This is a genomic window from Sinorhizobium sp. 7-81, assembly GCF_030124405.1.
Taxonomy (GTDB): Bacteria; Pseudomonadota; Alphaproteobacteria; order Rhizobiales; family Rhizobiaceae; genus Sinorhizobium; species Sinorhizobium psoraleae.
Genome location: NZ_JASKLT010000008.1, coordinates 158540 through 183037 on the forward strand (window position 1 = coordinate 158540; position 24498 = coordinate 183037).

At 62.0% G+C, this 24498-nt stretch carries 24 protein-coding genes; 12 read left to right on the forward strand and 12 right to left on the reverse strand.

What is annotated here, in order from left to right:
* The first annotated feature begins 18 nt into the window (after positions 1 to 18).
* Positions 19 to 2946, forward strand: coding sequence for an aminotransferase (locus QN224_RS23855; protein WP_283978631.1), 2928 nt, complete (start codon positions 19 to 21; stop codon positions 2944 to 2946).
* A 61-nt stretch (positions 2947 to 3007) separates the two neighbouring features.
* Here the strand turns inward: QN224_RS23855 and QN224_RS23860 are convergent, their stop codons facing one another.
* Entirely contained in the window at positions 3008 to 3949 is a 942-nt protein-coding gene (locus QN224_RS23860; protein ID WP_283978632.1) for an AraC family transcriptional regulator, read from the reverse strand.
* Between the two features lie 220 nt (positions 3950 to 4169).
* On the opposite strand from QN224_RS23860, the gene QN224_RS23865 reads away from it, so the two are divergent.
* On the forward strand, positions 4170 to 5210 hold the full coding sequence (locus QN224_RS23865) for an NAD(P)-dependent alcohol dehydrogenase (RefSeq protein ID WP_283978633.1): 1041 nt from the start codon (positions 4170 to 4172) through the stop codon (positions 5208 to 5210).
* 75 nt (positions 5211 to 5285) lie between these two features.
* Here the strand turns inward: QN224_RS23865 and QN224_RS23870 are convergent, their stop codons facing one another.
* Together QN224_RS23870 and QN224_RS23875 are read right to left on the reverse strand one after the other, a co-directional pair.
* Positions 5286 to 5750 (reverse strand): Lrp/AsnC ligand binding domain-containing protein, encoded by a 465-nt coding sequence (locus QN224_RS23870; protein ID WP_136508815.1) that lies wholly within the window; start codon positions 5748 to 5750, stop codon positions 5286 to 5288.
* Between the two features lie 25 nt (positions 5751 to 5775).
* Positions 5776 to 6939 carry a M20 aminoacylase family protein gene (locus tag QN224_RS23875; RefSeq protein WP_283978634.1) on the reverse strand — a complete coding sequence of 388 codons (1164 nt, stop codon included), beginning with the start codon at positions 6937 to 6939 and terminating at the stop codon, positions 5776 to 5778.
* Between the two features lie 331 nt (positions 6940 to 7270).
* On the opposite strand from QN224_RS23875, the gene QN224_RS23880 reads away from it, so the two are divergent.
* Positions 7271 to 8314, forward strand: coding sequence for a D-alanyl-D-alanine carboxypeptidase family protein (locus QN224_RS23880; RefSeq protein WP_283978697.1), 1044 nt, complete (start codon positions 7271 to 7273; stop codon positions 8312 to 8314).
* Positions 8315 to 8417: 103 nt separating this feature from the next.
* Positions 8418 to 9569, forward strand: a complete 1152-nt coding sequence (locus QN224_RS23885; RefSeq protein WP_283978635.1) for a GTP-binding protein — start codon at positions 8418 to 8420, stop codon at positions 9567 to 9569.
* A 51-nt stretch (positions 9570 to 9620) separates the two neighbouring features.
* On the opposite strand, the gene QN224_RS23890 is transcribed toward QN224_RS23885, so the two are convergent.
* The 6 genes from QN224_RS23890 to QN224_RS23915 form a co-directional block, all read right to left on the reverse strand.
* Positions 9621 to 10103, reverse strand: coding sequence for an isoprenylcysteine carboxylmethyltransferase family protein (locus tag QN224_RS23890; RefSeq protein WP_283978636.1), 483 nt, complete (start codon positions 10101 to 10103; stop codon positions 9621 to 9623).
* A gap of 287 nt (positions 10104 to 10390) precedes the next feature.
* Positions 10391 to 10627 (reverse strand): sulfurtransferase TusA family protein, encoded by a 237-nt coding sequence (locus QN224_RS23895; protein WP_283978637.1) that lies wholly within the window; start codon positions 10625 to 10627, stop codon positions 10391 to 10393.
* Positions 10627 to 12063, reverse strand: a complete 1437-nt coding sequence (locus QN224_RS23900) for a murein L,D-transpeptidase family protein (protein ID WP_283978638.1) — start codon at positions 12061 to 12063, stop codon at positions 10627 to 10629. Before QN224_RS23900 ends, QN224_RS23895 begins: the two co-directional genes overlap by 1 nt.
* Positions 12064 to 12277: 214 nt before the next feature.
* Positions 12278 to 13231, reverse strand: coding sequence for an acetyl-CoA carboxylase carboxyltransferase subunit alpha (locus QN224_RS23905; RefSeq protein WP_269281710.1), 954 nt, complete (start codon positions 13229 to 13231; stop codon positions 12278 to 12280).
* 63 nt (positions 13232 to 13294) lie between these two features.
* Positions 13295 to 14248, reverse strand: coding sequence for a site-specific tyrosine recombinase XerD (gene xerD / locus QN224_RS23910; protein WP_283978639.1), 954 nt, complete (start codon positions 14246 to 14248; stop codon positions 13295 to 13297).
* The gene (locus tag QN224_RS23915) at positions 14245 to 14394 is read right to left on the reverse strand and encodes a hypothetical protein (protein ID WP_173509242.1); all 150 of its coding nucleotides are present in this window, start codon (positions 14392 to 14394) and stop codon (positions 14245 to 14247) included. Before QN224_RS23915 ends, xerD begins: the two co-directional genes overlap by 4 nt.
* A gap of 49 nt (positions 14395 to 14443) precedes the next feature.
* Between QN224_RS23915 and QN224_RS23920 the strand changes: the two genes are divergently transcribed.
* From QN224_RS23920 to QN224_RS23935, 4 genes are read left to right on the forward strand one after another with little or no spacing between them, the layout of a single operon-like run.
* A complete protein-coding gene (locus tag QN224_RS23920) occupies positions 14444 to 14635 on the forward strand; it encodes a hypothetical protein (RefSeq protein ID WP_283978640.1) in 192 nt (63 codons plus the stop codon).
* Complete coding sequence (locus QN224_RS23925) at positions 14632 to 15222, forward strand: shikimate kinase (RefSeq protein ID WP_283978641.1); 591 nt, start codon at positions 14632 to 14634, stop codon at positions 15220 to 15222. Before QN224_RS23920 ends, QN224_RS23925 begins: the two co-directional genes overlap by 4 nt.
* The gene (gene aroB / locus QN224_RS23930; RefSeq protein WP_283978642.1) at positions 15215 to 16348 is read left to right on the forward strand and encodes a 3-dehydroquinate synthase; all 1134 of its coding nucleotides are present in this window, start codon (positions 15215 to 15217) and stop codon (positions 16346 to 16348) included. Before QN224_RS23925 ends, aroB begins: the two co-directional genes overlap by 8 nt.
* Positions 16345 to 17652: an HlyC/CorC family transporter gene (locus tag QN224_RS23935; RefSeq protein WP_283978643.1), complete on the forward strand. Its 1308-nt coding sequence runs from the start codon at positions 16345 to 16347 to the stop codon at positions 17650 to 17652. The genes aroB and QN224_RS23935 overlap by 4 nt, the downstream gene beginning before the upstream one ends.
* A gap of 7 nt (positions 17653 to 17659) precedes the next feature.
* Here the strand turns inward: QN224_RS23935 and QN224_RS23940 are convergent, their stop codons facing one another.
* Positions 17660 to 17941, reverse strand: coding sequence for a BolA family transcriptional regulator (locus tag QN224_RS23940; protein WP_283978644.1), 282 nt, complete (start codon positions 17939 to 17941; stop codon positions 17660 to 17662).
* 232 nt (positions 17942 to 18173) lie between these two features.
* Here QN224_RS23940 and QN224_RS23945 point away from each other — a divergent pair, with 232 nt between their 5' ends.
* The 4 genes from QN224_RS23945 (at position 18174) to QN224_RS23960 (ending at position 23009) form a co-directional block, all read left to right on the forward strand.
* Positions 18174 to 18809, forward strand: coding sequence for a J domain-containing protein (locus QN224_RS23945; RefSeq protein ID WP_173509248.1), 636 nt, complete (start codon positions 18174 to 18176; stop codon positions 18807 to 18809).
* A gap of 76 nt (positions 18810 to 18885) precedes the next feature.
* Positions 18886 to 19881 carry a cobaltochelatase subunit CobS gene (gene cobS / locus QN224_RS23950; RefSeq protein WP_136508830.1) on the forward strand — a complete coding sequence of 332 codons (996 nt, stop codon included), beginning with the start codon at positions 18886 to 18888 and terminating at the stop codon, positions 19879 to 19881.
* A gap of 75 nt (positions 19882 to 19956) precedes the next feature.
* On the forward strand, positions 19957 to 21885 hold the full coding sequence (gene cobT / locus QN224_RS23955) for a cobaltochelatase subunit CobT (RefSeq protein WP_283978645.1): 1929 nt from the start codon (positions 19957 to 19959) through the stop codon (positions 21883 to 21885).
* Positions 21886 to 22013: 128 nt separating this feature from the next.
* Positions 22014 to 23009: an esterase-like activity of phytase family protein gene (locus QN224_RS23960; protein ID WP_283978646.1), complete on the forward strand. Its 996-nt coding sequence runs from the start codon at positions 22014 to 22016 to the stop codon at positions 23007 to 23009.
* Positions 23010 to 23081: 72 nt separating this feature from the next.
* Here QN224_RS23960 and QN224_RS23965 read toward each other — a convergent pair whose 3' ends face one another.
* Positions 23082 to 23720: a VUT family protein gene (locus QN224_RS23965; protein WP_283978647.1), complete on the reverse strand. Its 639-nt coding sequence runs from the start codon at positions 23718 to 23720 to the stop codon at positions 23082 to 23084.
* Between the two features lie 141 nt (positions 23721 to 23861).
* Positions 23862 to 24152, reverse strand: a complete 291-nt coding sequence (gene rpmB, locus QN224_RS23970) for a 50S ribosomal protein L28 (protein ID WP_136508834.1) — start codon at positions 24150 to 24152, stop codon at positions 23862 to 23864.
* Positions 24153 to 24498: the final 346 nt, after the last annotated feature.

The window sequence follows — 24498 nt, forward strand, 5'->3', positions numbered from 1 at the left end:
ATAGACAGGGATGGAAGAATGGACGGAGAGTCGCTCAAGCTCCGCACGCAACTCGCAAGGCCGGATGTCTCCGTCGAGGAGGCGAAACGCATCTTGTCGGAACATTACGGTCTTTCAGGCGCCCTCACAGAACTCGGCAGCCAACAGGACCGAAACTACCGGTTGGACGCCGACGACGGCCGTTTTGTCCTGAAAATCTGTCGGCTGGAATATGCGCGGGTCGAACTCGAGGCGCAGAACGCAGCCCTGCATCATCTTGCCGCCAGCTCGGGTGCTCCGAAGGTGCCGGCTGTAGTAGCCACACTGAATGGCGAAGAGATTGTAGACGCAATTGTCCGGGACGTGCCCTATCAGTTTCGGCTGCTCACCTATCTCGATGGCACGCCGTTGACCCGGCGCAAACACCTTCCGGCGCAAACGGTCGCCGAACTCGGCGCTCTCGCCGGGCGGCTCGCCTGGGAGCTTCGCGAGTTCGACCATCCAGGGCTCGATCGGGAACTGCAATGGGACCTTCGGCGGGCGGGACCGGTCGCGCTGCATCTGCTGTCGACGATCGCTGACGTGGATCTGCGCAAACGCATTGCCGAAGCGATGATCGGCGCCATGCGGCGTGTGCAACCGCTCATGCCGCAGTTGCGGGTGCAGGCCATTCACCAGGACGTCACCGACGACAACGTCGTGAGCAGGACGGAGGCGAGCGGCCGGCTCGTGCCTGAAGGCGTGATCGACTTCGGCGATATCCTCAAGGGGTGGCTCGTCGCCGAACTGGCGGTTGCATGTGCATCGCTGCTTCACCACTCGGATGGCGATCCTTTCTTTATCTTGCCGGCGGTCAGGGCTTTTCACGCAGCGTTCCCGCTGACGGATGCCGAACTGAAGGCGCTCTGGCCGCTAATCGTGGCACGAGCGGGCATCCTGGTCGCGAGTACGGAGCAGCAGCTGGAGATCGATCCCGACAACGCCTACGTGCGAGGAAACGCCGCCCATGAGCGCGAAATCCTCGATGTCGCGCTTTCCGTGCCGTTCGGCCTGATGGAGCAGGCAATTCGTCAGGCCGTGGGGAAGGGGGCGGCATTGACCGTACCTCTGACGGACGGCCGGTTGCTGCCGGACATCGACCCAAGCCACGTCGGCATTGTCGATCTTTCACTTCTCGGCCCCCATCTCCCGGCCGACCGCTGGCATTATGAGGACACCGAAGCGCTGCTTTTGCAATCGGCGGCGCGGGCAGCCGGCGCTTCGACGACACGCTACGGCGAATTTCGTTTGACGGAAACGCGGCTTCTCCAGGCAAACCCGCCAGCGACCTTCGCGCTGCAAGTCGATCTTTGCCTGCACGGACAAACTGCCGTTCATGCTCCCTTTGATGGGCAGCTTAAGTTGCGTGGCGAAAGACTGGTTTTGTCGACCGACGGACTGCATCTCCATCTCAGTGGCGTCGAACCGGCCGATGGCGCGGAAGGGGCGATCGAAACCGGCGCGCCGATCGGGGTCGTTCCCGGCGATCGGTCGGCGCTGGGCTTCATCCGTGTCCAACTGTCAACGGAGGCGGAAATAGACCCGCCGCCCTTTGCGACGGCGAACCAGGTGGAAGCCTGGCGGGCGCTCTGCCCGTCGCCCGCGCAAATGCTTGGTTTCGATTGTGATGCTTCCTTGCCGATAGCAAGCGAACTGCTTCAGCGCCGGCAAAGTCATTTCGCGCGGCCGCAGAAGAACTATTACCGGCAGCCGCCGCAGATCGAGCGTGGCTGGAGGGAACATCTGTTCGATGTCGAGGGCCGGGCCTATCTCGATATGGTCAACAACGTCACCATTCTCGGCCATGGCCATCCGCGCCTTTCTGCAGCCGTCGGCCGGCAATGGTCGCTGCTCAACACCAATTCGCGCTTCCACTATGCATCCGTCGCGGAATTTTCCGAGCGCCTCGCGGGATTGGCGCCGGAGGGCCTCGACACGGTCTTTCTCGTCAACAGCGGATCGGAGGCGAACGACCTCGCGATCCGGCTGGCCTGGGCCTATTCGGGCGCGCGCCATGTCGTCTCGCTGCTCGAAGCCTATCACGGCTGGACGGTCGCGAGCGATGCGGTCTCGACCTCGATCGCCGACAACCCGCAAGCGCTGACGACGCGGCCCGACTGGGTGCACCCGGTCCTTTCGCCGAACACGTATCGCGGACCGTTCCGCGGGGAAGGTTCGACCGGCGACTATGTCCGCGCCGTTGGCGAGAAACTGGCGGAAATCGACGAGAAGCAGGGAGGTCTTGCCGGTTTCATCTGCGAAGCGGTTTACGGAAACGCGGGCGGCATCCCGCTGCCGCCCGGCTATCTCGAGGCCGTCTACGCCATGGTCAGGGCAAGAGGTGGCGTCTGCATCGCCGACGAAGTGCAGGTGGGCTATGGCCGCCTCGGCCACCATTTCTGGGGGTTCGAGGAGCAGGGCGTCGTCCCGGACATCATCACGGTTGCCAAGGGGATGGGCAACGGCCATCCGCTCGGCGCGGTCATCACGAGGCGCGAGATGGCGGAGGCGCTGGAGAAGGAAGGCTACTTCTTCTCCTCGGCCGGCGGCAGTCCGGTCAGCTCCGTCGTCGGGTTGACCGTGCTCGATATTCTCCACGATGAGGCCCTGCAAGAGAATGCCCGCACCATTGGCGACCACCTCAAGGCGCGGCTGCAGGCGCTTGGCGAGCGCTTTCCGATCGTCGGCGCGGTCCACGGCATGGGACTCTATCTCGGCGTCCAATTCGTCCGCGACCGCGAAACGCTCGAGCCGGCGACAGAAGAGACGGCGGCCATATGCGATCGCCTTCTCGATCTCGGCGTCATCATGCAGCCAACCGGCGATCATCTGAACGTGCTGAAGATCAAGCCGCCGCTCTGCCTCAGCCGCGAGAGCGCCGATTTCTTTGCCGACATGCTGGAGCAGATGCTGGAAGACGGCTGGTAAGCGAGGCTCCCTCAAGGGGCCGCGGCAGCACGGCGCGGACGGCTGCGTTTAGGCCGGCTCCCTAACCTTCGCTCAGCATTTCCCTCTCGCCGCTCAATCGGCCGACCAGGCTGCGGCGAACGCGGCCAATATCGCGCGCCGGCGGCTCGCCGAACTGGCGGGCATATTCGCGGCTGAACTGCGACTGGCTCTCATAGCCGACCTGATGGCCGGCATCGCCTGCATCGAGGCGCTCCTCAAGCATCAGGCGCCGCGCTTCCTGCAGCCGGAGCTGTTTTTGATATTGCAGCGGGCTCATTGCCGTTATGGCCTTGAAGTGGTGATGAAGCGAGGAAACGCTCATGCTGACGCGGCTTGCGAGATCGTCGATGCGCAAGGGACGGGAATAATGCTCCTTCAGCCAGGCGACGGCGCGGCCGATCTGATGCGGCTGGCTTTCCGCCGTCGTCATCTGCCGGAGCCTTGCGCCATGCGGTCCGATGAGCAGGCGGTAGAGGAGTTCCTGCTCGATCAATGGCAGCAGGGCAGCAATGTCGTCCGGGCGTTCGAGCAGCCGCAGCAGGCGGAGCGCCGCGTCTTCGAGATCGGGCGTGATCTTGCTCACCGTCATTCCGCGTGGCGAGGCAGGGGACTTTGTTGGCCCATCACCAATCAGGTCAAGCAGCGCGGGGATCTTCCCGGTATCGATCTGGAACGCCAGGCTCATATAGGGCTCTTCCGGCGACGCCTGCGAAATCTGGGAAAGAACCGGCAGGTCGATCGAGGTCAAGAGATAGTCCGAGGCGCCGTAGACGAGCGTCTCGTCGCCAAGCACCACGCGCTTGACGCCTTGCACGATGATCGCGAGGCTCGGTTTGTAAGCCGCGCAATTCGGGGTCGCCGTGCTTGAATGCCGATGGACGCTGAGGCTCGGTATGACCGTTGCGTAGTCTCCATCTCTTTCGGCGATACGGGCAATGATGTCGATCATCTCGTGGCGAGGCGTCTGTCGTAGCGTCGTCATATTCAGTGGTCTTTCCAATATCTTAGATATGTGCGGGATGCCGTTCAGATAGAGCCAGGAGGTGGCCTTGCCACAGCGGTCCGTTCAATCTTGCAGGATTATGCAAAAACTTTGCAGAATTGCACTAACGCATTGTCCTTCCCGAACAGCATAGTCTGCCGCGCCGCAGGAGGTCCATGCCTCCCAAGCGCATCATTTCCCAGACATCAAGGACAGACTCATGGCTATAGCTAGAGGATATGCGGCGACCGATGCTTCGAAGCCGCTTACACCTTTCACGTTCGAGCGCCGCGAACCACGCGACGACGATGTGGTTATCGACATCAAATATTGCGGCGTCTGCCACTCCGATATCCACCAGGCCCGCAACGAATGGGGCAACTCCACCCTCCCGATGGTTCCAGGCCATGAGATCGTCGGGATTGTTTCGGCGGTCGGATCAAAGGTCACGAAGTTCAAGGTCGGCGACCGCGCTGGCGTCGGCTGCTTTGTCGATTCCTGCACGACCTGCGCCACCCGCGATTTCGATCTGGAACATTATCTGCCGGGTCTGGTCGGGACCTATAACAGCGTCGAGGCCGACGGAAAGACCCCGACCCAGGGCGGCTACTCGGATCATATCGTCGTCAAGGAAGGCTATGTGCTTTCGATTCCCGAGAACCTGCCGCTCGACGCAGCCGCACCGCTGCTCTGCGCCGGTATCACGCTTTACTCGCCGCTGCGCCACTGGAAGGCGGGACCCGGCAAGAAGGTTGCAATCGTCGGCATGGGCGGCCTCGGGCACATGGGCGTGAAGCTTGCCCACGCGATGGGTGCCGAGGTCACGGTGCTGAGCCAGAGCCTCTCCAAAAAGGAGGACGGGCTGAAACTCGGTGCGGATCATTACTACGCGACCAACGATCCGGAGACGTTCCAGGCGCTTGCCGGAAGTTTCGACCTCATCATCTGCACCGTCGCCGCCGAGATCGACTGGAACGCCTACCTCAATCTGCTGAAGGTCGATGGCGACCTGGTGCTTGTCGGCATTCCGGAGAACCCGGTTCCGGTCCACGCCTTTTCGCTTGTTCCGGCCCGGCGCAGCATTTCCGGTTCAATGATCGGCTCGATCAAGGAAACCCAGGAGATGCTGGATTTCTGCAGTGAGCACGGCATCGTTTCGGAGATCGAGATGATCCGCATGGACGAAATCAATGCGGCCTACGAGCGTGTCGTCAAGAGCGACGTGCGCTATCGCTTCGTGATCGACATGGCTTCGCTGTAAGAGGCAAATCCAGGAAAAGCATGTAACGGTTTTTTCGTCCGGAATTGCGTATTTTCAAAGGGTCCGCTGCCGCTTTCAGACGAGCGGCAGCGGACCGTCGTTCTTGATCTCTTCCATGACAGCGTAGGTGCGGGTTTCCTTGACGCCCGGCAGTGTCCACAACACCTGCCCCAGGAAGTTGCGGTAGGCGGTCATGTCCTCGAAGCGAGTCTTGACCAGATAGTCGAAGCCGCCGGCGACCATATGGCATTCGAGCACGGCCGGGGCCTGTTTGATGGCGATCGCAAACTGGTCGAAGACTTCCGGTGTCGTCTTGTCCAGCATAACTTCGATGAAGACGAGCAGACCGAAGCCCAGCTTGTGCGGGTCGAGGCGCGCGCCGAAGCCCGAGACGTACCCTTCCTTAAGCAGCCGGCGCAGCCGCTCGCTGGTCGCGGTCGGCGACAGGCCGATGCGGTCGGCCAGCTCAAGGTTGGTGATCCGGCCATCCGCCTGCAGGATGTTCAGGATTCTGCGATCCGTCTTGTCGATCTGGTGCATTACCGCCGCCTCCCGCTCGCGTCTCTCAGGCGGCCAGTCGCGTTTCAGCGAGCTTCACCCAATAGGAGATCCCGTGCGGGATCGCCTCGTCGTTGAAGTCATAGGCCGGATGGTGAAGGCCGGCCGTGTCGCCGTTGCCCATGAAGATGAATGCGCCCGGCCGGGAGAGCAGCATGTAGGAGAAATCCTCGCCACCCATCATCGGGTCGAGCGAGGGATTGACCTTGGCCGCTCCGGCAACCGTCGCGGCTGCCGCAAGCGCGTGGGCGGTCTCGTCGGCATGGTTGACGGTCACGGGATAGTTGCGGCCGTACCAGACGTTCACCGTCGCACCATAGGCGCCGGCGATGCTTTCGGCGATCTGGCGGATGCGCGCCTCGCCGGTGTCGCGCACTTCCGGCATCAGGGTGCGGACGGTTCCGGCAAGGACCGCCTGCTCGGGAATGACGTTGTGGGCGAAGCCGCCGTTGAACTTCGTGACCGAGACGACGACGGATGCGAGGGGGTCGACGGTGCGCGAGGCGATCGTCTGGAGCCCATTGACGATCTGCGCGCCGACGACGATCGGATCGATCGTCTTGTGCGGCTGGGCCGCGTGGCCGCCGCGGCCGTTGATGGTGATGGTGAACTCGTCGGTCGACGCCATGATCGGGCCGATGCGGCTGCCAAAATGGCCGACCGGCATGCTCGGCATGTTGTGCATGCCGTAGACCTCCGCGATCGCGAAACGCTCCATCATGCCATCCTTGACCATCTCGTTGCCGCCACCGCCTCCTTCCTCCGCCGGCTGGAAGATGACCGCGACGGAGCCCGCGAAATTGCGTGTCTCGGCGAGATATTTCGCCGCGCCGAGCAGCATGGCCGTGTGACCATCATGGCCGCAGGCGTGCATCTTGCCCGCGGTCGTCGACGACCAGGGCTTGCCGCTCGTCTCGGTGATCGGCAGGGCGTCCATATCGGCCCTGAGCCCGATGGTCCGCCCGGTGCCGAGATTGCCGCGGATGATGCCGACGACGCCGGTCCTGCCAAGACCAGTCACGATTTCGTCAACGCCGAATTCCTTCAGTTTCCTTTCCACAAAGGCTGCCGTATTTTCGACCGCGAACAGGAGTTCGGGGTTCATGTGCAGGTGGCGCCGCCACTCTGTAACTTCGTTCTGGAGTTCGGCAGCGCGGTTGAGAATCGGCATAGGGTTGTCCTGTTGGTCTGTTCGGTCACTACTGCATGATTCCTTAAATCGGAATCGATTTGAGGACAAAGTCACGCAGAAACTCAAAGCTCCACAGCGACTTTGCGTGTCCCATTGGACGCGCGGCGCTGTAAGGGCGCAGTGGATTGGCGCGGCAGCCAAGGATTGGGCTTTGCCATCTCCTCGCCATATAGGCTAAATACCGGGACAAGACGAGGCAATTGCGGAATTTCGAGGTTGGATTGTGGTGACAGGTGGATTCTTGAGGCGTGATGGGGCGAGGACGGTGGGCGTTCTCGCGGGAGCCTGTGCGGCATTTCTGGCAGTGGTAATGCCGGCATTTGCCAATCCGCGGCTGGTCGTCGACGTCAACTCGCTCAAGGTCTACGAGCATCAGGACATCTTCCGGAAGTGGTACCCGGCATCGCTGACCAAGCTGATGACGGCCTATACGACTTTCCGGGCGATCAAGACGGGGCAACTGACGCTGGAAAGCCCGGTCGTAATGACGAAGAATGCCGCGTCCGAGCCGCCGAGCAAGATGTTCTACAAGCCCGGCCAGGCGATGACCCTCGACAGCGCGCTGAAGATGATGCTGGTGAAATCGGCAAATGACGTCGCCGTTGCCATCGCGGAAACGGTCGGCGGCTCCGAGTCTGCCTTCATCGAGCGGATGAATGCCGAGGCACGGCGTATCGGGATGACCTCGTCCCATTTCATCAATGCCAACGGGCTGCCGGGCGAGGGGCAGTATACAACCGCTCGCGACCTTGCTGTGCTGGCGATCACGTTGAAGCGCGAGTTCCCCGAATATGCGACCTATTTTTCGCTGGAAGGCTTCACCACCGGCAAGAAGGACTATGCCAATTACAACATGCTGATCGGCCGCTTCGATGGCGCGGATGGCATGAAGACCGGCTTTATCTGCGCGTCGGGCTTCAATCAGGTCTCTTCGGCGACGCGCGATGGCCGCAGCGTCGTTTCGGTCGTTCTCGGTGAAGACAGTCTCGGCGCCCGCGCCGACGAGTCTGCCCGTCTCTTGCAGATGGCGCTGACGACCAGCAGCGCGGGCAAGCAGTCTCTGACGCAGATCGCTCCCTATGGAGAGGGCCGCGACACGGTTACGGACGTCAGCAAGCAGATCTGCTCCAAGACCGCCGCGAAGGTGCGCAGTGAAGGCCGCGACGAAGCCGGGCGCCAGAAGCTGCTTTCTCCTTACATCCACGAACTCAATCGCCCGCTCAAGCTTGCTTTTGCCGGGCTTATCCCGGGCAGTGGCGCCAAAATCGCCAAGGCCGGCAGCGATATCGCGGGGCAGGGCGACGGCGTCGAGATCGCCAACGTGCCCATTCCGGTTCCTCGCCCGAGTTTCTAGAGCCGGGTAACAAGAGGTGCGCGGTCTTCGGCCGCATCGCGCGTCTCAAATTTCGTGGTTTCGAGTCGATCCGAGACCAGCGTGATCTAAGATGGAGTCCGCCATGAACGGTCCCCTGCCGGTGGTGCCGGTATCTATCCTCACCGGCTTTCTCGGTGCGGGCAAGACGACGCTTCTCAATCGCCTGCTCAAGGATCCGGACCTCGCCGACACGGCGGTCATCATCAACGAATTCGGCGATGTCTCGATCGACCACCTGCTGGTCGAGGCCTCGAGCGACGGCGTGATCGAGCTTTCCGACGGCTGCCTATGCTGCACGGTGCGCGGAGAGCTTGTCGACACGCTTGCCGACCTCATGGACCGTATGCAGACCGGCCGCATCAAGCCGCTGCGGCGTGTTGTGATCGAAACGACCGGGCTTGCCGACCCGGCGCCGGTGCTGCAATCCGTGCTCGGAAATCCGGTTATCGCGCAAAACTTCAGACTGGACGGTGTCGTCACGGTCGTGGACGCGGTGAACGGTCTGCAGACGATAGCGAACCACGTGGAAGCCCTGAAGCAGGTCGCGGTCGCCGACCGGCTCGTCGTCAGCAAAACCAAGATTGCGACTGACGCGGAGCGGGAGACGCTTCTGGAACGGCTCAGGGACCTCAATCCACGCGCGCCGGTAATCGACGGCGATACGGATGAGGCGGGCCGTGCGGAACTGTTCGCCTGCGGTCTCTATGACGCGTCGACCAAGGTCGCCGATGTCGGCCGCTGGCTTCAGGACGAGGCGCACGCCGATCATGATCACCAAGATCACGACCACGACCACGATGAGCATGATCATCATCATGGACATCACGATCACCACCATCACGATGTCACGCGCCACGGTTCGGACATCCGGTCCTTCAGCATCGTCCACGATCGTCCGATCGAGCCGATGGCGCTGGAAATGTTCATCGATCTTCTGCGTTCGGCCCATGGCGAAAAGCTGTTGCGGATGAAGGCGGTCGTTTCCATGGCGGACAATCCTGAACGGCCGCTCGTTCTGCACGGCGTGCAGACCGTTTTTCATGCGCCGGAGCGGCTCGCCGCCTGGCCCGATCCTGCCGACCGGCGCACGCGCATGGTGCTGATCACGAAGGGACTCGAGGAACCGTTCGTGCGCGACCTCTTCGATGCCTTCACCGGCAAGCCCCGGATCGACCGGCCGGACGCGCAAGCTCTCTCGGACAATCCACTCGCGGTTCCCGGCGTGAGATTCTAGACCGCAGTGCGCGGAATCGGTTGGATTTGCCAATCGGCTGCGGCTTGATTTTCACAGCCAGCGGTGGACGCGGCTCTTGTAGCCGCGATAGGCGTCGCCGAACTTCACTTCGAGATAGGCTTCCTCTCGGGCGACCACTAGGTACCGGATGACAAAGTAAAACGGCACCAGCAGGATGAGGAGCCACAGGCTGTCGAAGCCGATGGCAAGACCGATCAGGCCGAGAAACATGCCGATGTAGATAGGATTGCGGCTGTAGCGGTAAGGCCCCTCTTCGACGATCGTCGTCGTCGGCTGGGTGGTCGGAATGTTCGTTCCCGCCCGGCGGAAGGTCGTCGCCGCCCAGATCAACAGTGCCAGGCCGGCGAGGAACACGATGGCGCCCAACCAACCGGCCGGCACTGCCGCCGGCAGGAAAGGCAGCGGGTAGAGCGCGTCGATCACACGCCCCGCCACAACGGCGAGTGCCCAGACGATCGGCGGCCGCACCGCCGCGCCGGAACTGTCGTGGAAATTGCCGCTCGCATCGTTCATTGTACAGCCTGTATGTACCTGCGACGCGATCATAGCAAGAATTCCGATCGCGTTGGAGCGCGTCGGAGTTGGATGCGATAGAGCCAGGAGCTTTGCCCCTCACCCTAACCCTCTCCCCGCAAGCGGGGCGAGGGGACTGGAGCGCGCAGCGAGTCCCTTCTCCCCGTCAAAACGGGGAGAAGGTGCCGGCAGGCGGATGAGGGGCAGACGCAACCTGAGGTCACGATGGTTTCAGGTCGGATCGACCCTGCATGATGGACTGACGACCGCACGCCTTCTTCGATCCGTCAGGCCTTCTTGCGGATGACGAAGCGATGGCCGCCCTCTGTGGGCGCGGCTTCCTCAAGCCGGTGTCCGTCCTCGTTGCAGAAATGCGGAATGTCGATAACCGCCAGAGGATCCGTCGTCTCGATCTCGATCAGGGACCCGGGTGCGAGCGCCTGCATGCGCTTGCGCGTCTTCAAAACGGGAAGGGGGCACTTAAGCCCCCTCAGGTCATAGACGATCCTGGGCTCGTCCGGCATCAATTGCCCCAGATCTTCCAGAACGGACGCTTCTTCGGCTGTTCGGCGGCGGGTTGTTCGGTTGCCGCCTGCGGATTTTCCGCCGGAGCCGCAGCCACTTGCGCATTGCTTTCGGCGGGCATTCCTGTCTGCTTCTGGTCGGCGGCTGCCGGCTGCTGGTTTGCCGCGGGCTGCTGTGCCGCCGGCGCGGCGGCCTGCGGTGCGGGTGCCTGTGCCGCAGGTGCAGGCGTCGCGGCTTCCGGTTCGCTGGCCGAGAACAGATTCCAGAAGGATTTTCTGGCGGGCGGCGTCTGGACGGCCGCCTGCAGGACAGGCCGCTCGATCGGGCTTGCCTGCGGTACCGGCACGCTCGCGCCGCCACGGGTCGCTTTCTCAAGCGCCTCCTTCTGGATCAGCGCCGCCTGCTTGGCTTCCTCGGCCGCCTTCTGATCCGCGAGCTGTTTTTCGAGGTCGCTCACCTTCATCAGCTTGCCGGCATCGAGCGAATTGCCCGTGGGGGCATAGGCGAGTTCGCGGCCCTTGCGCTGGTCGGCGACGATCGCCTTGCGCTCCGCTTCGCTCGGTTCATACCAGACCATGCCTTCGTACTTCTTCAGCGCCTTGTCGTAATTGCGCTGATAGTCCTTCTCGAAGTTTGTCATTGCCACTTGCAGCGCAGGTGGCGTCGACATCGCCGGGCATTGGCCCGTCGGATTGAACGTGCTGTCGCTCTGCTGGTTGAAGACGTATTTCCTCTCGCAGACATTCACATCCGGCGGACGCTTGGTCACCTCGAATTGGTCGTAGCCGGCCTTCAGCATCTTCCAGAACTCGATGTTCGGATTGTCGCGATGGCGGGCCATGTTCTCCGCGGTCATGCGGAAGGGGAAAGCCTGGAGCTGGACGCTTTGCTGTCCACCCCTGAAGGCATCACGCGCGAGCGCGAAGATCTCGATGATCTGCTCGTCCGTCATCGAATAGCAGCCCGACGAAGAGCAGGCGCCATGGATCATCAGATGCGTGCCGGAACGGCCGTTCGCCTTGTCGTAAGTATTCGGGAAACCGGTGTTGATCGCGAGATAATAATTGGAATTGGGATTCATCTGGTGCGGGAACAGCGGATAGAATCCTTCCGGTGCCTGCCGGTCGCCTTCCTTTACCTTGGGACCGAGCTTTCCGGACCACGCGCAGATCTTGTAGCTCTTCAGGAGTTGAAAGCGGTTCGCCGCGTTGGCCTTCCAGACTTCGAGCGTGCCTTCTTCCTTGAAGATCCGCAGTGCGATCGGAGACGTCTTCTGCATCCCCAGTTCGCGCATCTTTGCGGTCATCTTGCTCGAAAGCTGATATTCGGTCTTGTTCTTTACCGAGGAGAGATTGACAGAATCCAGCGTCTCGTTGGTGCAGCCGGCAAGCGCGGCTGCGATAGCGGCGGTGGCAACAAGGTTCCTGAAACGCATCGGCAGAGGCCCGTTAAAAAACAAAATCCGTCATTGAGCGCCGCACCCGTCGAGGAGGCGCCCTCAACGAATCAGTAAGCGATTATTCTTCACGAAATCTTAACCCTGCAGGATCCCCCTGCGCACGCCATCTTTCATGACCGTACGAATATGGCCAAGATTTGGCCACAGTCCGATTTCCGGTTGCCGCTACCGCCGTTTTAATCGCAAAGGTTCAGAGATTTCGGCCGATATTGAGGTATTTCTGCCGGCGGTCCGTCCGCAATTCGTCGCCGCTGCGGCCGGACAGGTCCTTGAGCGCATCGGCGATCACGGTCCCGGTGCGGCCGATGACCGACAGCGGGTCGCGATGGGCGCCGCCGACCGGTTCGGGAATGATGCCGTCGATTATGCCGAGTGATTTCAGGTCCTCGGCCGTAATTTTCATGCTGCTTGCCGCTTCCTTGGCGCGCGCTGAATCGCGCCACAGGATCGAAGCCGCGCCCTCCGGCGAGATGACGCTGTAGATCGCATGCTCCAGCATATAGACGCGGTTGCCGGTTGCGATCGCGATCGCGCCGCCGGAGCCGCCTTCACCGAGGACCACGGTGACAATCGGCACCTTGACCTTGAGACACATCTCGGTCGAGCGGGCGATCGCCTCGGCCTGCCCGCGTTCCTCGGCGTCGACGCCGGGATAGGCGCCGGCCGTGTCGACCAGCGTGATCAGCGGCAGGCTGAAGCGGTCGGCCATCTCCATGACGCGGATCGCCTTGCGATAACCTTCCGGGCGCGGGCTGCCGAAATTGTGCTTGATGCGCGATTTGGTGTCGTTGCCCTTCTCCTGGCCGAGAACGGCGACCGGCATGCCGCGAAAGCGGGCGAGGCCCGCCTGGATCGCATCGTCGTTGCCGAAGTTGCGGTCGCCGGCGAGCGGTGTGAATTCGGTGAAGAGTTCGGCTGCGTAGTCGAGGAAATGCGGGCGTGAGGGGTGGCGGGCGACCTGGGTCTTCTGCCACGGCGACAGCTTGGAATAGATCTCGGCCATCGCGTCGCGTACACGCACCTCAAGCCGTGCGATCTCGTCGGATGTATTCACACTCTCATCTTCACTGGCGAGTTTCTTCAGTTCGAGAATCTTGCCTTCGAGATCAGAAATGGGTTTTTCGAAATCGAGATAGTTGTGCATGAGATGCGTTTCCGATCAATTTGCGACAGGGCTCTGCGGTCGAAGCCAGCCTGCCCGGCGGTCCTAATCCTGTTTTTTCGCCTGTTTGGCAAGGGGGTGATGGTTCTGCACGAGGTCATGCAGCCGTTCTTCCAGCACATGTGTATAGATTTGTGTCGTTGAAATGTCCGAATGGCCGAGCAGTTCCTGCACGGCGCGCAGGTCGGCGCCGTTGGCGAGCAGGTGGCTGGCGAACGCATGGCGCAGCACATGCGGCGAGATCGCAGTAATCCTTATGCCGGCGCGTGCCGCGAGGCCCTTTAGGTCGCGCGCGAAAACCTGGCGCGGCAGAAAGCCGGTCTTGCCATGGGACGGAAAGAGCCAGGGGCTTTCCTCTGGCGGGTCGGCCGCCGCGTTCCTGACGCGCAGGGCTTCTCCATAAGCGCGCATGGCGCGCAAGGCGGCCTGCGACAACGGCACCAGCCGTTCCTTGTTGCCCTTGCCGCGAATGACGAGGAAGCGTCCGTTCTGGGACAACACGCTCGCCGGCAGCGAGACGAGTTCGCTGACCCGCATACCGGTTGCGTAGAGGAGCTCGATCAGCGCGTGCATGCGCAGTTTCGCCAGTGCGTCTTCACCGCCGGTGGCGGCTTCCGTTTCCGCCTGACCGATCAGCCTGGACACATCATCGATGCTGAGCGTCTTCGGCAGCGCGCGTCCTTTCTTCGGCGCATCGAGAATCCCGGTAGGGTCGTCGCCCCTGAGGCCCTCGGCGTAAAGAAACTTGTAGAACTGCCGCAACGCCGACAGGCGGCGTGCCTGCGACGAGGATTTGAAGCCCTCGCTGGCGAGATGCGAGAGATAGCTTCGCAAATCGTCGGCCGAAGCATCGATCAATCGCGTGCCGCGGGTCCGCAGAAACGAGAGCGCATCTATCAGGTCGCGCTCATAGGATTGCAACGTGTTGGCCGCCGCGCCACGCTCGGCGCTCATCATCTCCAGAAAGGATTCGACATAGGCGGCGGAGAGATCGCTCATTTCGGCTTGTTGACCCGTTCCGATGGAATGCGCACCGTTACATCCCGCTCGACCGGCTCGACGAAAGTCACGAGCGCCACCATCGTGCCGTAGACGATGCCGGCGAAGACGGCCAAGAAGAACAGGAAGCGGAAAAGGGTCGGCATTTCGGTCTCCTCTGCATGACTCCTTTAAATCAGAGCTGGTTTAGAAATCATGCAGTCGTTCTTCAAAGTGCTGCAGCAATTCCTGTATGTCTGGATGGACGTGCGCTTGCTGCGGATGCGTGAACTATATGAACGGGCGCGCCGCCGAGTTCAAGAAGCGTCGCCCGGCACGCGCGACGACTTGACGCTCCCCGCCGATTTGTCGATATCGGAGGGGAATGGGGAAAATGAAGTGCAATGAACGACGTGACCGAACCGGTTTCCGCGACGCTTGCCGAACGGGCGAAGCTCGCCCTCGGTAAGCGCAACCTCGTTTTCATCGGATTGATGGGGGCGGGAAAATCGGCGATCGGTCGACTGACCGCACAGGCGCTCGGCGTTCCATTCATCGATTCCGATCATGAGATCGAACGGGTTTCCCGCATGACGATCAGCGAGCTTTTCGCGGCCTACGGGGAGGAAGAGTTTCGCGCTCTCGAGGCCCGCGTGCTGAAACGTCTGCTAAGATCCGGTCCGCGGGTGGTCTCGACCGGTGGCGGGGCCTACATCAACGAGCGCTCGCGCCGGCAGATCAAGAAGGGCGGCGTTACGGTCTGGCTCAATGCGGAGCTCGACGTTCTGTGGGAGCGGGTGAGCAAACGCGATACGCGGCCGCTCCTGAAAACCGAGAACCCGAAGCAGACACTCGAAAACCTGATGCGCGCGCGTTACCCGATCTATGCCGAGGCGGATCTGACGGTCCTCTCGCGCGATGTGAGGAAGGAGATGATCGTCGAGGAGGTTCTTACCGCCATCGCCGATCGCCAGAAAGCTCAAAGCCATGACTAGCCATGTGATACCCGCCGCCGAGCGCAAGGTCCGTGTAGACCTTGGAGATCGCTCGTATGACATCCTCATCGGTCCCGGCCTCATCGCCGCGGCGGGCAAGGAAATCGCGTCGCGCCTCAAGGGTCGGAAGATGGCGGTCATAACTGACGAGAACGTCGCCCCGCGCTATCTTCAGCCGCTGATGGCGAGCCTCGGCGAAACTGGCATCGAGGCCGTCTCGCTCGTTCTTCCCGCGGGCGAAAAGACCAAGAGCTTCGACCACCTCATTCCCGTCTGCGAGACCGTGCTTGGCGCCAGGATCGAGCGGAACGACGCGGTGATCGCCCTCGGAGGCGGCGTCATCGGCGATCTCACCGGCTTTGCTGCCGGTATCGTCCGCCGCGGCTCGCGCTTTATCCAGGTTCCGACATCGCTGCTGGCACAGGTCGATTCCTCCGTGGGCGGCAAGACCGGGATCAATTCGCCTCATGGCAAGAACCTGATCGGTGTCTTTCATCAGCCCGATCTCGTCCTCGCCGACACGGACGTGCTCGACACGCTGAGCCCGCGCGAGTTCCGGGCGGGCTACGCGGAGGTCGCCAAATACGGCCTGATCGACAAGCCGGAATTCTTCGATTGGCTCGAACGGAACTGGCAGGCCGTTTTCGCCGGGGGGGCGGCGCGGATCGAGGCCATTGCCGTCAGTTGCCAGGCCAAGGCCGACGTCGTTGCTGCCGACGAGCGCGAAAACGGTCTGCGTGCGCTTCTCAATCTTGGGCATACCTTCGGCCACGCTCTGGAGGCGGCGACCGAATACGACAGCGCGCGCCTGGTGCACGGCGAGGGCGTTGCGATCGGCATGGTGCTGGCCCACGAGTTCTCCTCCCGCATGAATCTCGCAAGCCCCGACGATGCGCGGCGCGTGGAAGCCCATCTCAAGGCAGTCGGCCTGCCGACGCGGATCGCCGACATACCCGGCAAGCTGCCGCCGGCCGAACGGTTGATGGACGCGATCGCCCAGGACAAGAAGGTGAAGGGTGGCAAGCTCACCTTCATTCTCACAAGGGGCATCGGCCAGTCCTTCGTCGCGGATGATGTGCCGTCCTCGGAGGTGCTGGGCTTCCTCAAGGAGAAGCACCCCCAATGACCGGCGACGCGTTTCTAGCCTTTCTGGCGGAATACTGGCTGTCTCTCGTTTCGATCATTTGCCTTCTGCTGCTCTCCGCCTTCTTCTCCGGCTCGGAGACCGCACTGACGGCTGCCTCGCGGTCACGGATGCATATGCTGGAAAGCAATGGCGACCAGCGCGCCGGTCTCGTCAATCGGCTGATCGAGCGGCGCGATCGTTTGACCGGCACGCTGCTCATCGGCAACAACCTCGTCAATATTCTTGCCTCTTCGCTGGCGACGAGCTTGCTGATCGGCCTTTTTGGCGACATGGGCGTGGCGATTACAACGCTCGGGATGACCGTGCTGCTCGTGATATTTTCCGAAGTGCTGCCGAAAAGCTGGGCGATTGCTTCGCCGGATCGCTTCGCGCGCGCGGTGGCGCCGGTAGTGAGCCCCTTGGTCGCCGTTGCTGGCCCGGTATCGGCGCTCGTCAATGCGATTGTCCGGCGCATCCTCAACCTCTTTGGCGTAAAGCTTTCGTCGGACATGCCGATGCTGTCGGCGCATGAGGAACTGAGGGGCGCTGTCGATCTGCTTCACCGGGAGGGATCCGTGATCAAGGCGGACCTCGACCGGCTCGGTGGCGTGCTCGACCTCGGCGAACTCGAGGTCTCCGACGTCATGATCCACCGTACGGCGATGCGTGCGATCAACGCGGAGGAGCCGCCGGAGGTCTGCATTCGGGAAATCCTCGAGAGCCCGTTCACGCGCCTGCCGCTCTGGCGCGGATCGACCGACAACATCGTCGGCGTCGTCCATTCCAAGGACCTCCTGCGCGTATTAGCTGAGCCGGACGTCGAACCCGAGCGCCTCGATATCGTCAAGATCGCGCAGAAGCCGTGGTTCGTGCCGGATACGACCAATCTCAAAGATCAGCTCAATGCCTTCCTGCGGCGCAAGCTGCATCTTGCCATCGTCGTTGACGAATATGGTCAGGTCCAGGGTCTCGTTACACTCGAGGATATCCTTGAAGAGATCGTGGGCGATATCGCCGATGAGCACGATATCGACATCCAAGGCGTGCGGCAGGAGGCCGACGGTTCGATCGTCGTCGATGGATCGGTACCGATCCGCGACCTCAACAGGGCGCTGGACTGGTCGCTGCCTGACGAGGAGGCGACCACCGTTGCCGGTCTTGTCATCCATGAATCGAAGAGCATCCCGGAAGAGCGGCAGGCCTTCACCTTCTACGGCAAGCGCTTCATTGTCATGAAGCGGGTAAAGAACCGGATTACAAAGCTGCGCATCCGCCCCGCCGAGGACGATGCGCCAATCGGCTAGCGCCTCGTCACCAGCGCGTCGGCTCTCCCGGCGCGAATGGTTCGACGGCGAGCGCATGCAGACCCGCATCGAGCTCAGGCTTCAGGAGATCATTTATCGCGCGGTGGCGCGCCACTCGGCTCATGCCGTCGAACGCGCTGGAAACGATCCTGATCCTGATATGCGTTTCGCCTTCGCCGTCGAAACCGGGCTGGTGACCGGCATGCAGATGGCTTTCGTTGATCACCGCGAGGCGCTCGGGATGGAAGGCTTCGATGAGTTTCTGTTCGATACGGCTTTGCAGCGACATTCTTCCGTCCTATTTCCCTGCTTGCTGCGAGACGAAGTGCTGTCCGCATTGGCCCCGCAGCGCCGCACGTCGTATCAGACGCGCAAAGACGCTGTAGCACTTTGAAGTGCAGCATGCTTCCTTAAATCGTAATCGATTTAAGGAAGCATGCTGTGGCGGTGCAAAAAGCTCGCACAAAGCCAGCAACATTCCGCTTTGTCAATTCTTGTTGTGGGGGCCTCCAAACCCCATAATGTCGGCTATGAAACTCGATTCAAAATACTTCGATCGCATCCGTACGCGCCGCAAGGTGGAGCCGCGCGCAGAGCCGTCTGCGCCCGTATGCCAGTGGGACGGCTGCGACAAGAAGGCGATGCATCGGGCTCCCGTCGGCCGCAATGCCGAGGGCGAGTACTTCATGTTCTGCTTCGAGCACGTGAAGGAGTACAACAAGGGCTACAATTATTTCTCCGGGCTGTCCGATACCGAGATCGCGCGCTACCAGAAGGAAGCCGTGACCGGCCATCGCCCGACCTGGACCGTCGGCGTCAACAAGAGCGCCCGCAGCGGCCCAACGCAGTCGCAGATGCGCTCCGGCACGGCGGGGGCGCAAGCCCGCATGCGCGATCCGTTCGGCTTCTTCAGCGAGGCGCGTGCCCGCTCGGCCCGGCACGAACCGCGCCTGCGCAAACTGAAAACGCTCGAAGCCAAGGCCTTCGAGACGCTCGGCCTTGCGGCCTCGGCAACGGCCGCCGATATCAAGACGGCCTACAAGGATCTCGTGAAGAAACATCACCCTGATGCAAATGGCGGAGACAGGGGATCGGAGGACCGTTTTCGCGCGGTTATTCAAGCCTATCAATTGTTAAAACAGGCTGGTTTCTGCTAACAACGCGGATTATGACAGAAAGCACTTTTTGCAGGCGAATGCGCGGGTGCCGACCGGCGGCCGCTCTGGAGACATGATGAGCAAGATTGACCTCGACATTTCGAACCTCCCCGACACGACGATCTCTGTCCGGGAGGTCTTCGGCATTGACACGGATTTGCGCGTTCCTGCCTATTCGAAGGGCGACGCCTATGTGCCCGATCTCGATCCCGACTATCTCTTCGATCGCGAAACGACGCTCGCCATTCTCGCAGGATTCGCTCACAACCGACGCGTCATGGTCGCCGGCTATCACGGGACCGGCAAGTCCACCCATATCGAACAGGTTGCCGCACGGCTCAACTGGCCCTGCGTGCGCGTGAACCTCGACAGCCATGTCAGCCGTATCGACCTCGTCGGCAAGGATGCGATCGTCGTCAAGGACGGGCTGCAGGTCACCGAGTTCAAGGACGGCATTCTCCCCTGGGCCTACCAGCACAATGTGGCGCTCGTCTTCGACGAATACGACGCAGGCCGCCCGGATGTCATGTTCGTCATCCAGCGCGTGCTCGAGTCCTCCGGCCGCCTGACCCTGCTCGACCAGAGCCGCGTCATTCGTCCGCATCCGGCCTTCCGCCTGTTTGCGACGGCGAACACGGTGGGTCTTGGCGATACGACCGGTCTCTACCACGGCACGCAGCAGATCAACCAGGCGCAGATGGACCGCTGGTCGATCGTCACCACGCTCAACTATCTGCCGCATGACAAGGAAGTCGACATCGTCGCCGCCAAGGTCAAGGGCTTTACCGCCGACAAGGGGCGCGAGACCGTATCGAAGATGGTTCGCGTCGCCGATCTCACGCGCGCAGCGTTTATCAACGGCGATCTTTCGACTGTCATGAGCCCGCGTACGGTGATCACCTGGGCGGAGAATGCCTATATCTTCGGCGACATCGCCTTCGCCTTCCGCGTGACCTTCCTCAACAAGTGCGACGAGCTGGAGCGGGCGCTGGTCGCCGAGCACTACCAGCGGGCCTTCGGTGTCGAGCTCAAGGAGAGCGCCGCCAACATCGTGCTGGAAGCCACCGCCTGAGGGTTTCTGCTGCCGGCCTCGGGCAGAAGCCGGCCCCCGCGGACTCTCACGGTCAAGCGGACTTGAGCGCCCCGGATGTCACCGTATCTGGCTGAAAAAGGAATTGTCGTGAGCTCGAACTCCAAGGCGAAGCCGAACACGAGGGAAAACGCCGCTGAGCCGTTCAAGCGGGCGCTTTCCGGCTGTATCCGGTCGATTGCCGGCGACGCCGAGCTCGAGGTCGCCTTTGCGAATGAGCGCCCCGGAATGGCGGGCGAGCGCATCCGGCTACCGGAGGTCTCGAAGCGCCCCAGTCGGCAGGAGTTGGCCGTGGCGCGGGGCCTCGGCGATTCCATGGCGCTGCGCAAGGCGTGCCATGACGCCCGCATCCACGCGACGATGTCGCCGCAGGGGGCGGACGCGCGAGCCATCTTCGATGCCGTCGAGCAGGCCCGTGTCGAGGCGATCGGTGCGCTGCGGATGACCGGAGTCGCCGACAACCTCACCTCGATGCTCGAGGAGAAATACGCCAAGGCGAATTTCGCGGCGATCGACAGCCAGTCTGATGCGCCTCTCGAAGAGGCAGTGGCGCTTCTCGTGCGTGAGAAACTGACCGGGGAGAGGCCACCGGCATCGGCCGGCAAGGTGCTCGATCTCTGGCGCGATTTCATCGAGGGCAAGGCCTCAGCGGATATGCGCAATCTGTCGGCCGCAATCAATGACCAGCAGGCCTTCGCCCGCGTCGTGCGCGACATGCTGTCGTCGATGGATGTCGCCGAGAAATACGGCGAGGACGATATCGAGCCGGACGAACAGGAAAGCGAGACCGACGAGGATCAACCGCGCAGCCAGGAGCAGGACGAGAACGCCAGCGACGAGGAAGAAGGCTCCGATGCCGCGCCCGCCGACGAAAACCAGTCTGCCGAGGAGCAGATGGAAGAAGGCGAGATGGACGGCGCCGAGATTTCCGATGACGACCTCCAAGATGAGGGCGACGAGGAGAGCGAGACGCCAGGCGAAGTCAAGCGGCCGAACCATCCCTTCGCGGATTTCAACGAGAAGGTCGACTACACCGTCTTTACGCGGGAATTCGACGAGACAATCACCGCCGAGGAGCTTTGCGACGAGGCGGAGCTCGACCGCCTCCGTGCGTTCCTCGACAAGCAGCTGGCTCACCTGCAGGGGGCAGTCGGCCGCCTCGCCAACCGGCTACAGCGTCGTCTGATGGCCCAGCAGAATCGCTCCTGGGAGTTCGACCTCGAGGAAGGGTATCTCGACACGGCCAGACTGCAACGCATCATCATCGACCCGATGCAACCGCTGTCCTTCAAGCGTGAGAAGGACACGACCTTCCGCGATACCGTGGTGACGCTGCTGATCGACAATTCCGGCTCGATGCGCGGCCGGCCGATCACGGTTGCTGCGACCTGCGCCGACATTCTCGCCCGCACACTGGAGCGTTGCGGCGTCAAGGTGGAAATCCTCGGCTTCACCACCAAGGCATGGAAGGGCGGGCAGTCGCGCGAGAAATGGCTCGCGAGCGGCAAGCCGCAGTCGCCCGGCCGCCTCAACGATCTCCGGCACATCGTATACAAGTCCGCAGACGCGCCCTGGCGTCGCGCACGCCGCAATCTCGGGCTGATGATGCGCGAGGGCCTGCTGAAAGAGAACATCGACGGCGAGGCGCTGATGTGGGCGCATGACCGCCTGCTGGCGCGGCCGGAGCAGCGGCGCATCCTGATGATGATCTCGGACGGCGCCCCGGTCGATGATTCCACCTTGTCGGTGAACCCCGGAAACTATCTCGAGCGCCATTTGCGCGCCGTGATCGAGCAGATCGAGACCCGCTCGCCGGTCGAGCTTCTGGCGATCGGCATCGGCCACGATGTGACGCGCTATTACCGCCGCGCCGTGACCATCGTCGACGCGGACGAACTGGCCGGTGCGATGACGGAGCAGCTTGCAGCGCTCTTCGAGGACGAAAGCATGCATCGGCGCCCGGGGCGCACGCGCCGCGCGGGCTAGGAGCCGATCGGATTTCTATGGCCCGATACCGACGGCGCCGATGGTTTGGACCGGTTCGATCGGCCCCTCCTGCGAAGTCGTTCCCTGCCTTACCAGGCCCCATCCTGCCCTCCGAAGGTCCCTCTCATATGCTCCGTCGAAGCCTTGTTGTCCTTTCCCTTCTGGCATCGGCCACGATCGCCCAGGCGGGGCCGGCGAGCGAGATCGTACCCGTTCAGAGCCGGCAGGTAACGCAATTCAGATCCGGCTCCGATCAAACGGTGTTTGGCGGGCTCGAATTTATCGGCGGGATCGAAATGACGTCGTCCAACCCGCTGCTCGGTGCAATTTCCGCGATCCGGTTCCGACCCGGCAGCGATTCCTTCGTCGCCGTGATGGACACCGGCCACTGGATCGAGGGAGCCGTTGTCCGCGACGATGCTGGGAGGCTTCAGGGCCTGACCGAGCTGACCGTGACATCAATGACCGATGGAAATGGTGGTGCTGAGCTCAAAAAGTGGAGGGTGGACTCCGAGGGCCTGGCTTTGCGTGAAGGGGAGGCGATCGTCAGCTTCGAGCAGCTGGCCCGTATCGAGATCTATCCCGATCCGGGCTTCGCGCGCTCGAAGCCCGTCCGGCAAATGGCCCTGCCGTTCCCCGTCGAGGAATTGCGCGTCAATGGCGGCCTCGAAACCATAGCGATCGCGCCAAAGGACAGTCCCCTTCGCGGTGCTGCGGTCACAGTCGCGGAACGCAGCGTCGACAAGGCGGATAACCTTCTGGCGGGGATTCTGGACGGGCCGATGAAAGGCGCGTTCACGGTCGTTCGCGAGGGCCCCTATGCTGTCACCGACGGTGACTTCCTGCCCAATGGCGACCTGCTTCTCCTGGAGCGTCGGTTCAATCTCGCCTCCGGCCTCGGCATGCGCATTCGCCGGATTGCCGCCGGTGACATTCGTCCGGGCGCCGTGGTCGACGGCGAGGTGTTGCTCAAGGCCGACATGAGCTATCAGATCGATAATATGGAGGGGCTGGATGTCGTCGTTCGGCCCGACGGCGAGGTTCGCGTGATCGTCGTTTCCGATGACAATCATTCGATTCTCGAACGCAACCTGATGCTTGAATTCCGGCTGATCCTGGATTGACGGGACGAACTCGTCGTCTCCCAAATGAAAACGGGGCCGCATCGCGACCCCGTAAACATCTTTGTACTGGCCTTAGGCGGTGGCGCTGGCTGCCGGCATCGGCTTGATGACGCTCATCAGCGCTCCATAGGGCAAGAGCAGCACGATGCCGCAAAGGATCTTCACCAAAAGATCGCCAAGCGCCCAGGAGATCCAGCGCGGTGCTTCCGCAGCAAGCGCGCCGAGCAGGGGGGCGGTCTCCAGCGCAAAGCTGTCGTTCGGTCCAAAGAACACGAAGAACGGCGCGAAGGCGAAGGAGAAGAACATCGCTGTGTCCAATGCCGAGCCGATGAGGGAGCCGGCGAGCGGTGCATGCCACCAGGTCTGCCGGCGCAGCCGGTTGAACACGGAAATGTCGAGGAGCTGTCCGAACAGGAACGCGGAACCGGAAGCGATCGCAATGCGCGGCGTCGCGAGATAGATCGAGAAGGTAACGCCGACGACAAAACCGGCAACCACCACGCGGCGCGCAATCCGCGGTCCGAAATGGCGGTTGGTGAGGTCCGTGACAAGGAACGCGAAGGGATAGCTGAAAGCGCCCCAGGTCCAGAGATCGCCGAGGTTCATGCCGGCAACGGAGCCTGGAAGGGGATATTGGACGAGGAAATTCGACGCCACGACCACCGAGGTCATGAGCGCGACATAGATAAAGAACGTGCGGTTGGTCAGCATTTTTTTATCCTGGGTGATGCCACCAGTTGGAGACGACATAGCCGGGACAGGCACGGCGGATGAATATGTGGCGACACGAGAAAAAGGCTTGCCGGACAGAGCCCGCAAGCCTTTAAGTCTTGTCAGAAGCGCTGGCGGCGATCAGGCTGCTTCAGCGGTCTTCTTGACGATCTGGCGGCGCAGCAGGCGAGCGCGCATGCTCAGCTCGTTCTCGTCAGCCTTCAGCAGGAAAGCGTCGAGACCGCCGCGGTGCTCGACCGAGCGGAGAGCGGCTGCGGAAACGCGCAGACGGAAGCGCTGGCCGAGAGCATCGGAAATCAGCGTGACGTTGCACAGGTTCGGGAGGAACTTGCGCTTGGTCTTGTTGTTGGCGTGGCTGACATTGTGGCCCGACTGGACGCCCTTGCCGGTCAATTCGCAACTACGGGACATGGTACACCTATTCTCTTTATCGCCGCCGGACAATGCGGTAGCGGGCCCAGAGCCCAGGCCGCGTTCCTGTTGGCCATTATTGGAAAGTCGCGGTTCTATAGTCAGAGAAGGCCTGCCAGTCAAGCCAAACACTGCGCATTCTCGAAAAACCGCAGATTTTCCAGCCGGTCTCGTAAGGCGATCGCTCATCGGGATACACTAATCGGCGTCCATACCCATTCCAAGCCGTTCTTCACTGCGCTATTTCTCTCACAAGACCGTGGAATGAAGAGGCGACGCTTGTTCTCCATTGCCGCGGTTGTATTTTAAGGATTTGGCGCAAAAAAAGCCGCAAACGGCTTGCATC

Coding starts and splice junctions, on each gene's coding strand:
- QN224_RS23960 (WP_283978646.1), top strand. CDS start 22,014: ATGCTCCGTCGAAGCCTTGTTGTCCTTTCCCTTCTGGCATCGGCCACG.
- QN224_RS23940 (WP_283978644.1), bottom strand. CDS start 17,941: ATGTCGCTGCAAAGCCGTATCGAACAGAAACTCATCGAAGCCTTCCAT.
- QN224_RS23900 (WP_283978638.1), bottom strand. CDS start 12,063: ATGCGTTTCAGGAACCTTGTTGCCACCGCCGCTATCGCAGCCGCGCTT.
- QN224_RS23865 (WP_283978633.1), top strand. CDS start 4,170: ATGGCTATAGCTAGAGGATATGCGGCGACCGATGCTTCGAAGCCGCTT.
- xerD (WP_283978639.1), bottom strand. CDS start 14,248: ATGAGCGATCTCTCCGCCGCCTATGTCGAATCCTTTCTGGAGATGATG.
- QN224_RS23915 (WP_173509242.1), bottom strand. CDS start 14,394: ATGCCGACCCTTTTCCGCTTCCTGTTCTTCTTGGCCGTCTTCGCCGGC.
- QN224_RS23945 (WP_173509248.1), top strand. CDS start 18,174: ATGTCGGCTATGAAACTCGATTCAAAATACTTCGATCGCATCCGTACG.
- QN224_RS23965 (WP_283978647.1), bottom strand. CDS start 23,720: ATGCTGACCAACCGCACGTTCTTTATCTATGTCGCGCTCATGACCTCG.
- cobS (WP_136508830.1), top strand. CDS start 18,886: ATGAGCAAGATTGACCTCGACATTTCGAACCTCCCCGACACGACGATC.
- QN224_RS23880 (WP_283978697.1), top strand. CDS start 7,271: ATGCCGGCATTTGCCAATCCGCGGCTGGTCGTCGACGTCAACTCGCTC.
- QN224_RS23920 (WP_283978640.1), top strand. CDS start 14,444: ATGCAGTCGTTCTTCAAAGTGCTGCAGCAATTCCTGTATGTCTGGATG.
- QN224_RS23870 (WP_136508815.1), bottom strand. CDS start 5,750: ATGCACCAGATCGACAAGACGGATCGCAGAATCCTGAACATCCTGCAG.
- cobT (WP_283978645.1), top strand. CDS start 19,957: ATGTCACCGTATCTGGCTGAAAAAGGAATTGTCGTGAGCTCGAACTCC.
- QN224_RS23890 (WP_283978636.1), bottom strand. CDS start 10,103: ATGAACGATGCGAGCGGCAATTTCCACGACAGTTCCGGCGCGGCGGTG.
- QN224_RS23885 (WP_283978635.1), top strand. CDS start 8,418: ATGAACGGTCCCCTGCCGGTGGTGCCGGTATCTATCCTCACCGGCTTT.
- QN224_RS23935 (WP_283978643.1), top strand. CDS start 16,345: ATGACCGGCGACGCGTTTCTAGCCTTTCTGGCGGAATACTGGCTGTCT.
- QN224_RS23860 (WP_283978632.1), bottom strand. CDS start 3,949: ATGACGACGCTACGACAGACGCCTCGCCACGAGATGATCGACATCATT.
- QN224_RS23895 (WP_283978637.1), bottom strand. CDS start 10,627: ATGCCGGACGAGCCCAGGATCGTCTATGACCTGAGGGGGCTTAAGTGC.
- QN224_RS23925 (WP_283978641.1), top strand. CDS start 14,632: ATGAACGACGTGACCGAACCGGTTTCCGCGACGCTTGCCGAACGGGCG.
- QN224_RS23875 (WP_283978634.1), bottom strand. CDS start 6,939: ATGCCGATTCTCAACCGCGCTGCCGAACTCCAGAACGAAGTTACAGAG.
- QN224_RS23855 (WP_283978631.1), top strand. CDS start 19: ATGGACGGAGAGTCGCTCAAGCTCCGCACGCAACTCGCAAGGCCGGAT.
- aroB (WP_283978642.1), top strand. CDS start 15,215: ATGACTAGCCATGTGATACCCGCCGCCGAGCGCAAGGTCCGTGTAGAC.
- rpmB (WP_136508834.1), bottom strand. CDS start 24,152: ATGTCCCGTAGTTGCGAATTGACCGGCAAGGGCGTCCAGTCGGGCCAC.
- QN224_RS23905 (WP_269281710.1), bottom strand. CDS start 13,231: ATGCACAACTATCTCGATTTCGAAAAACCCATTTCTGATCTCGAAGGC.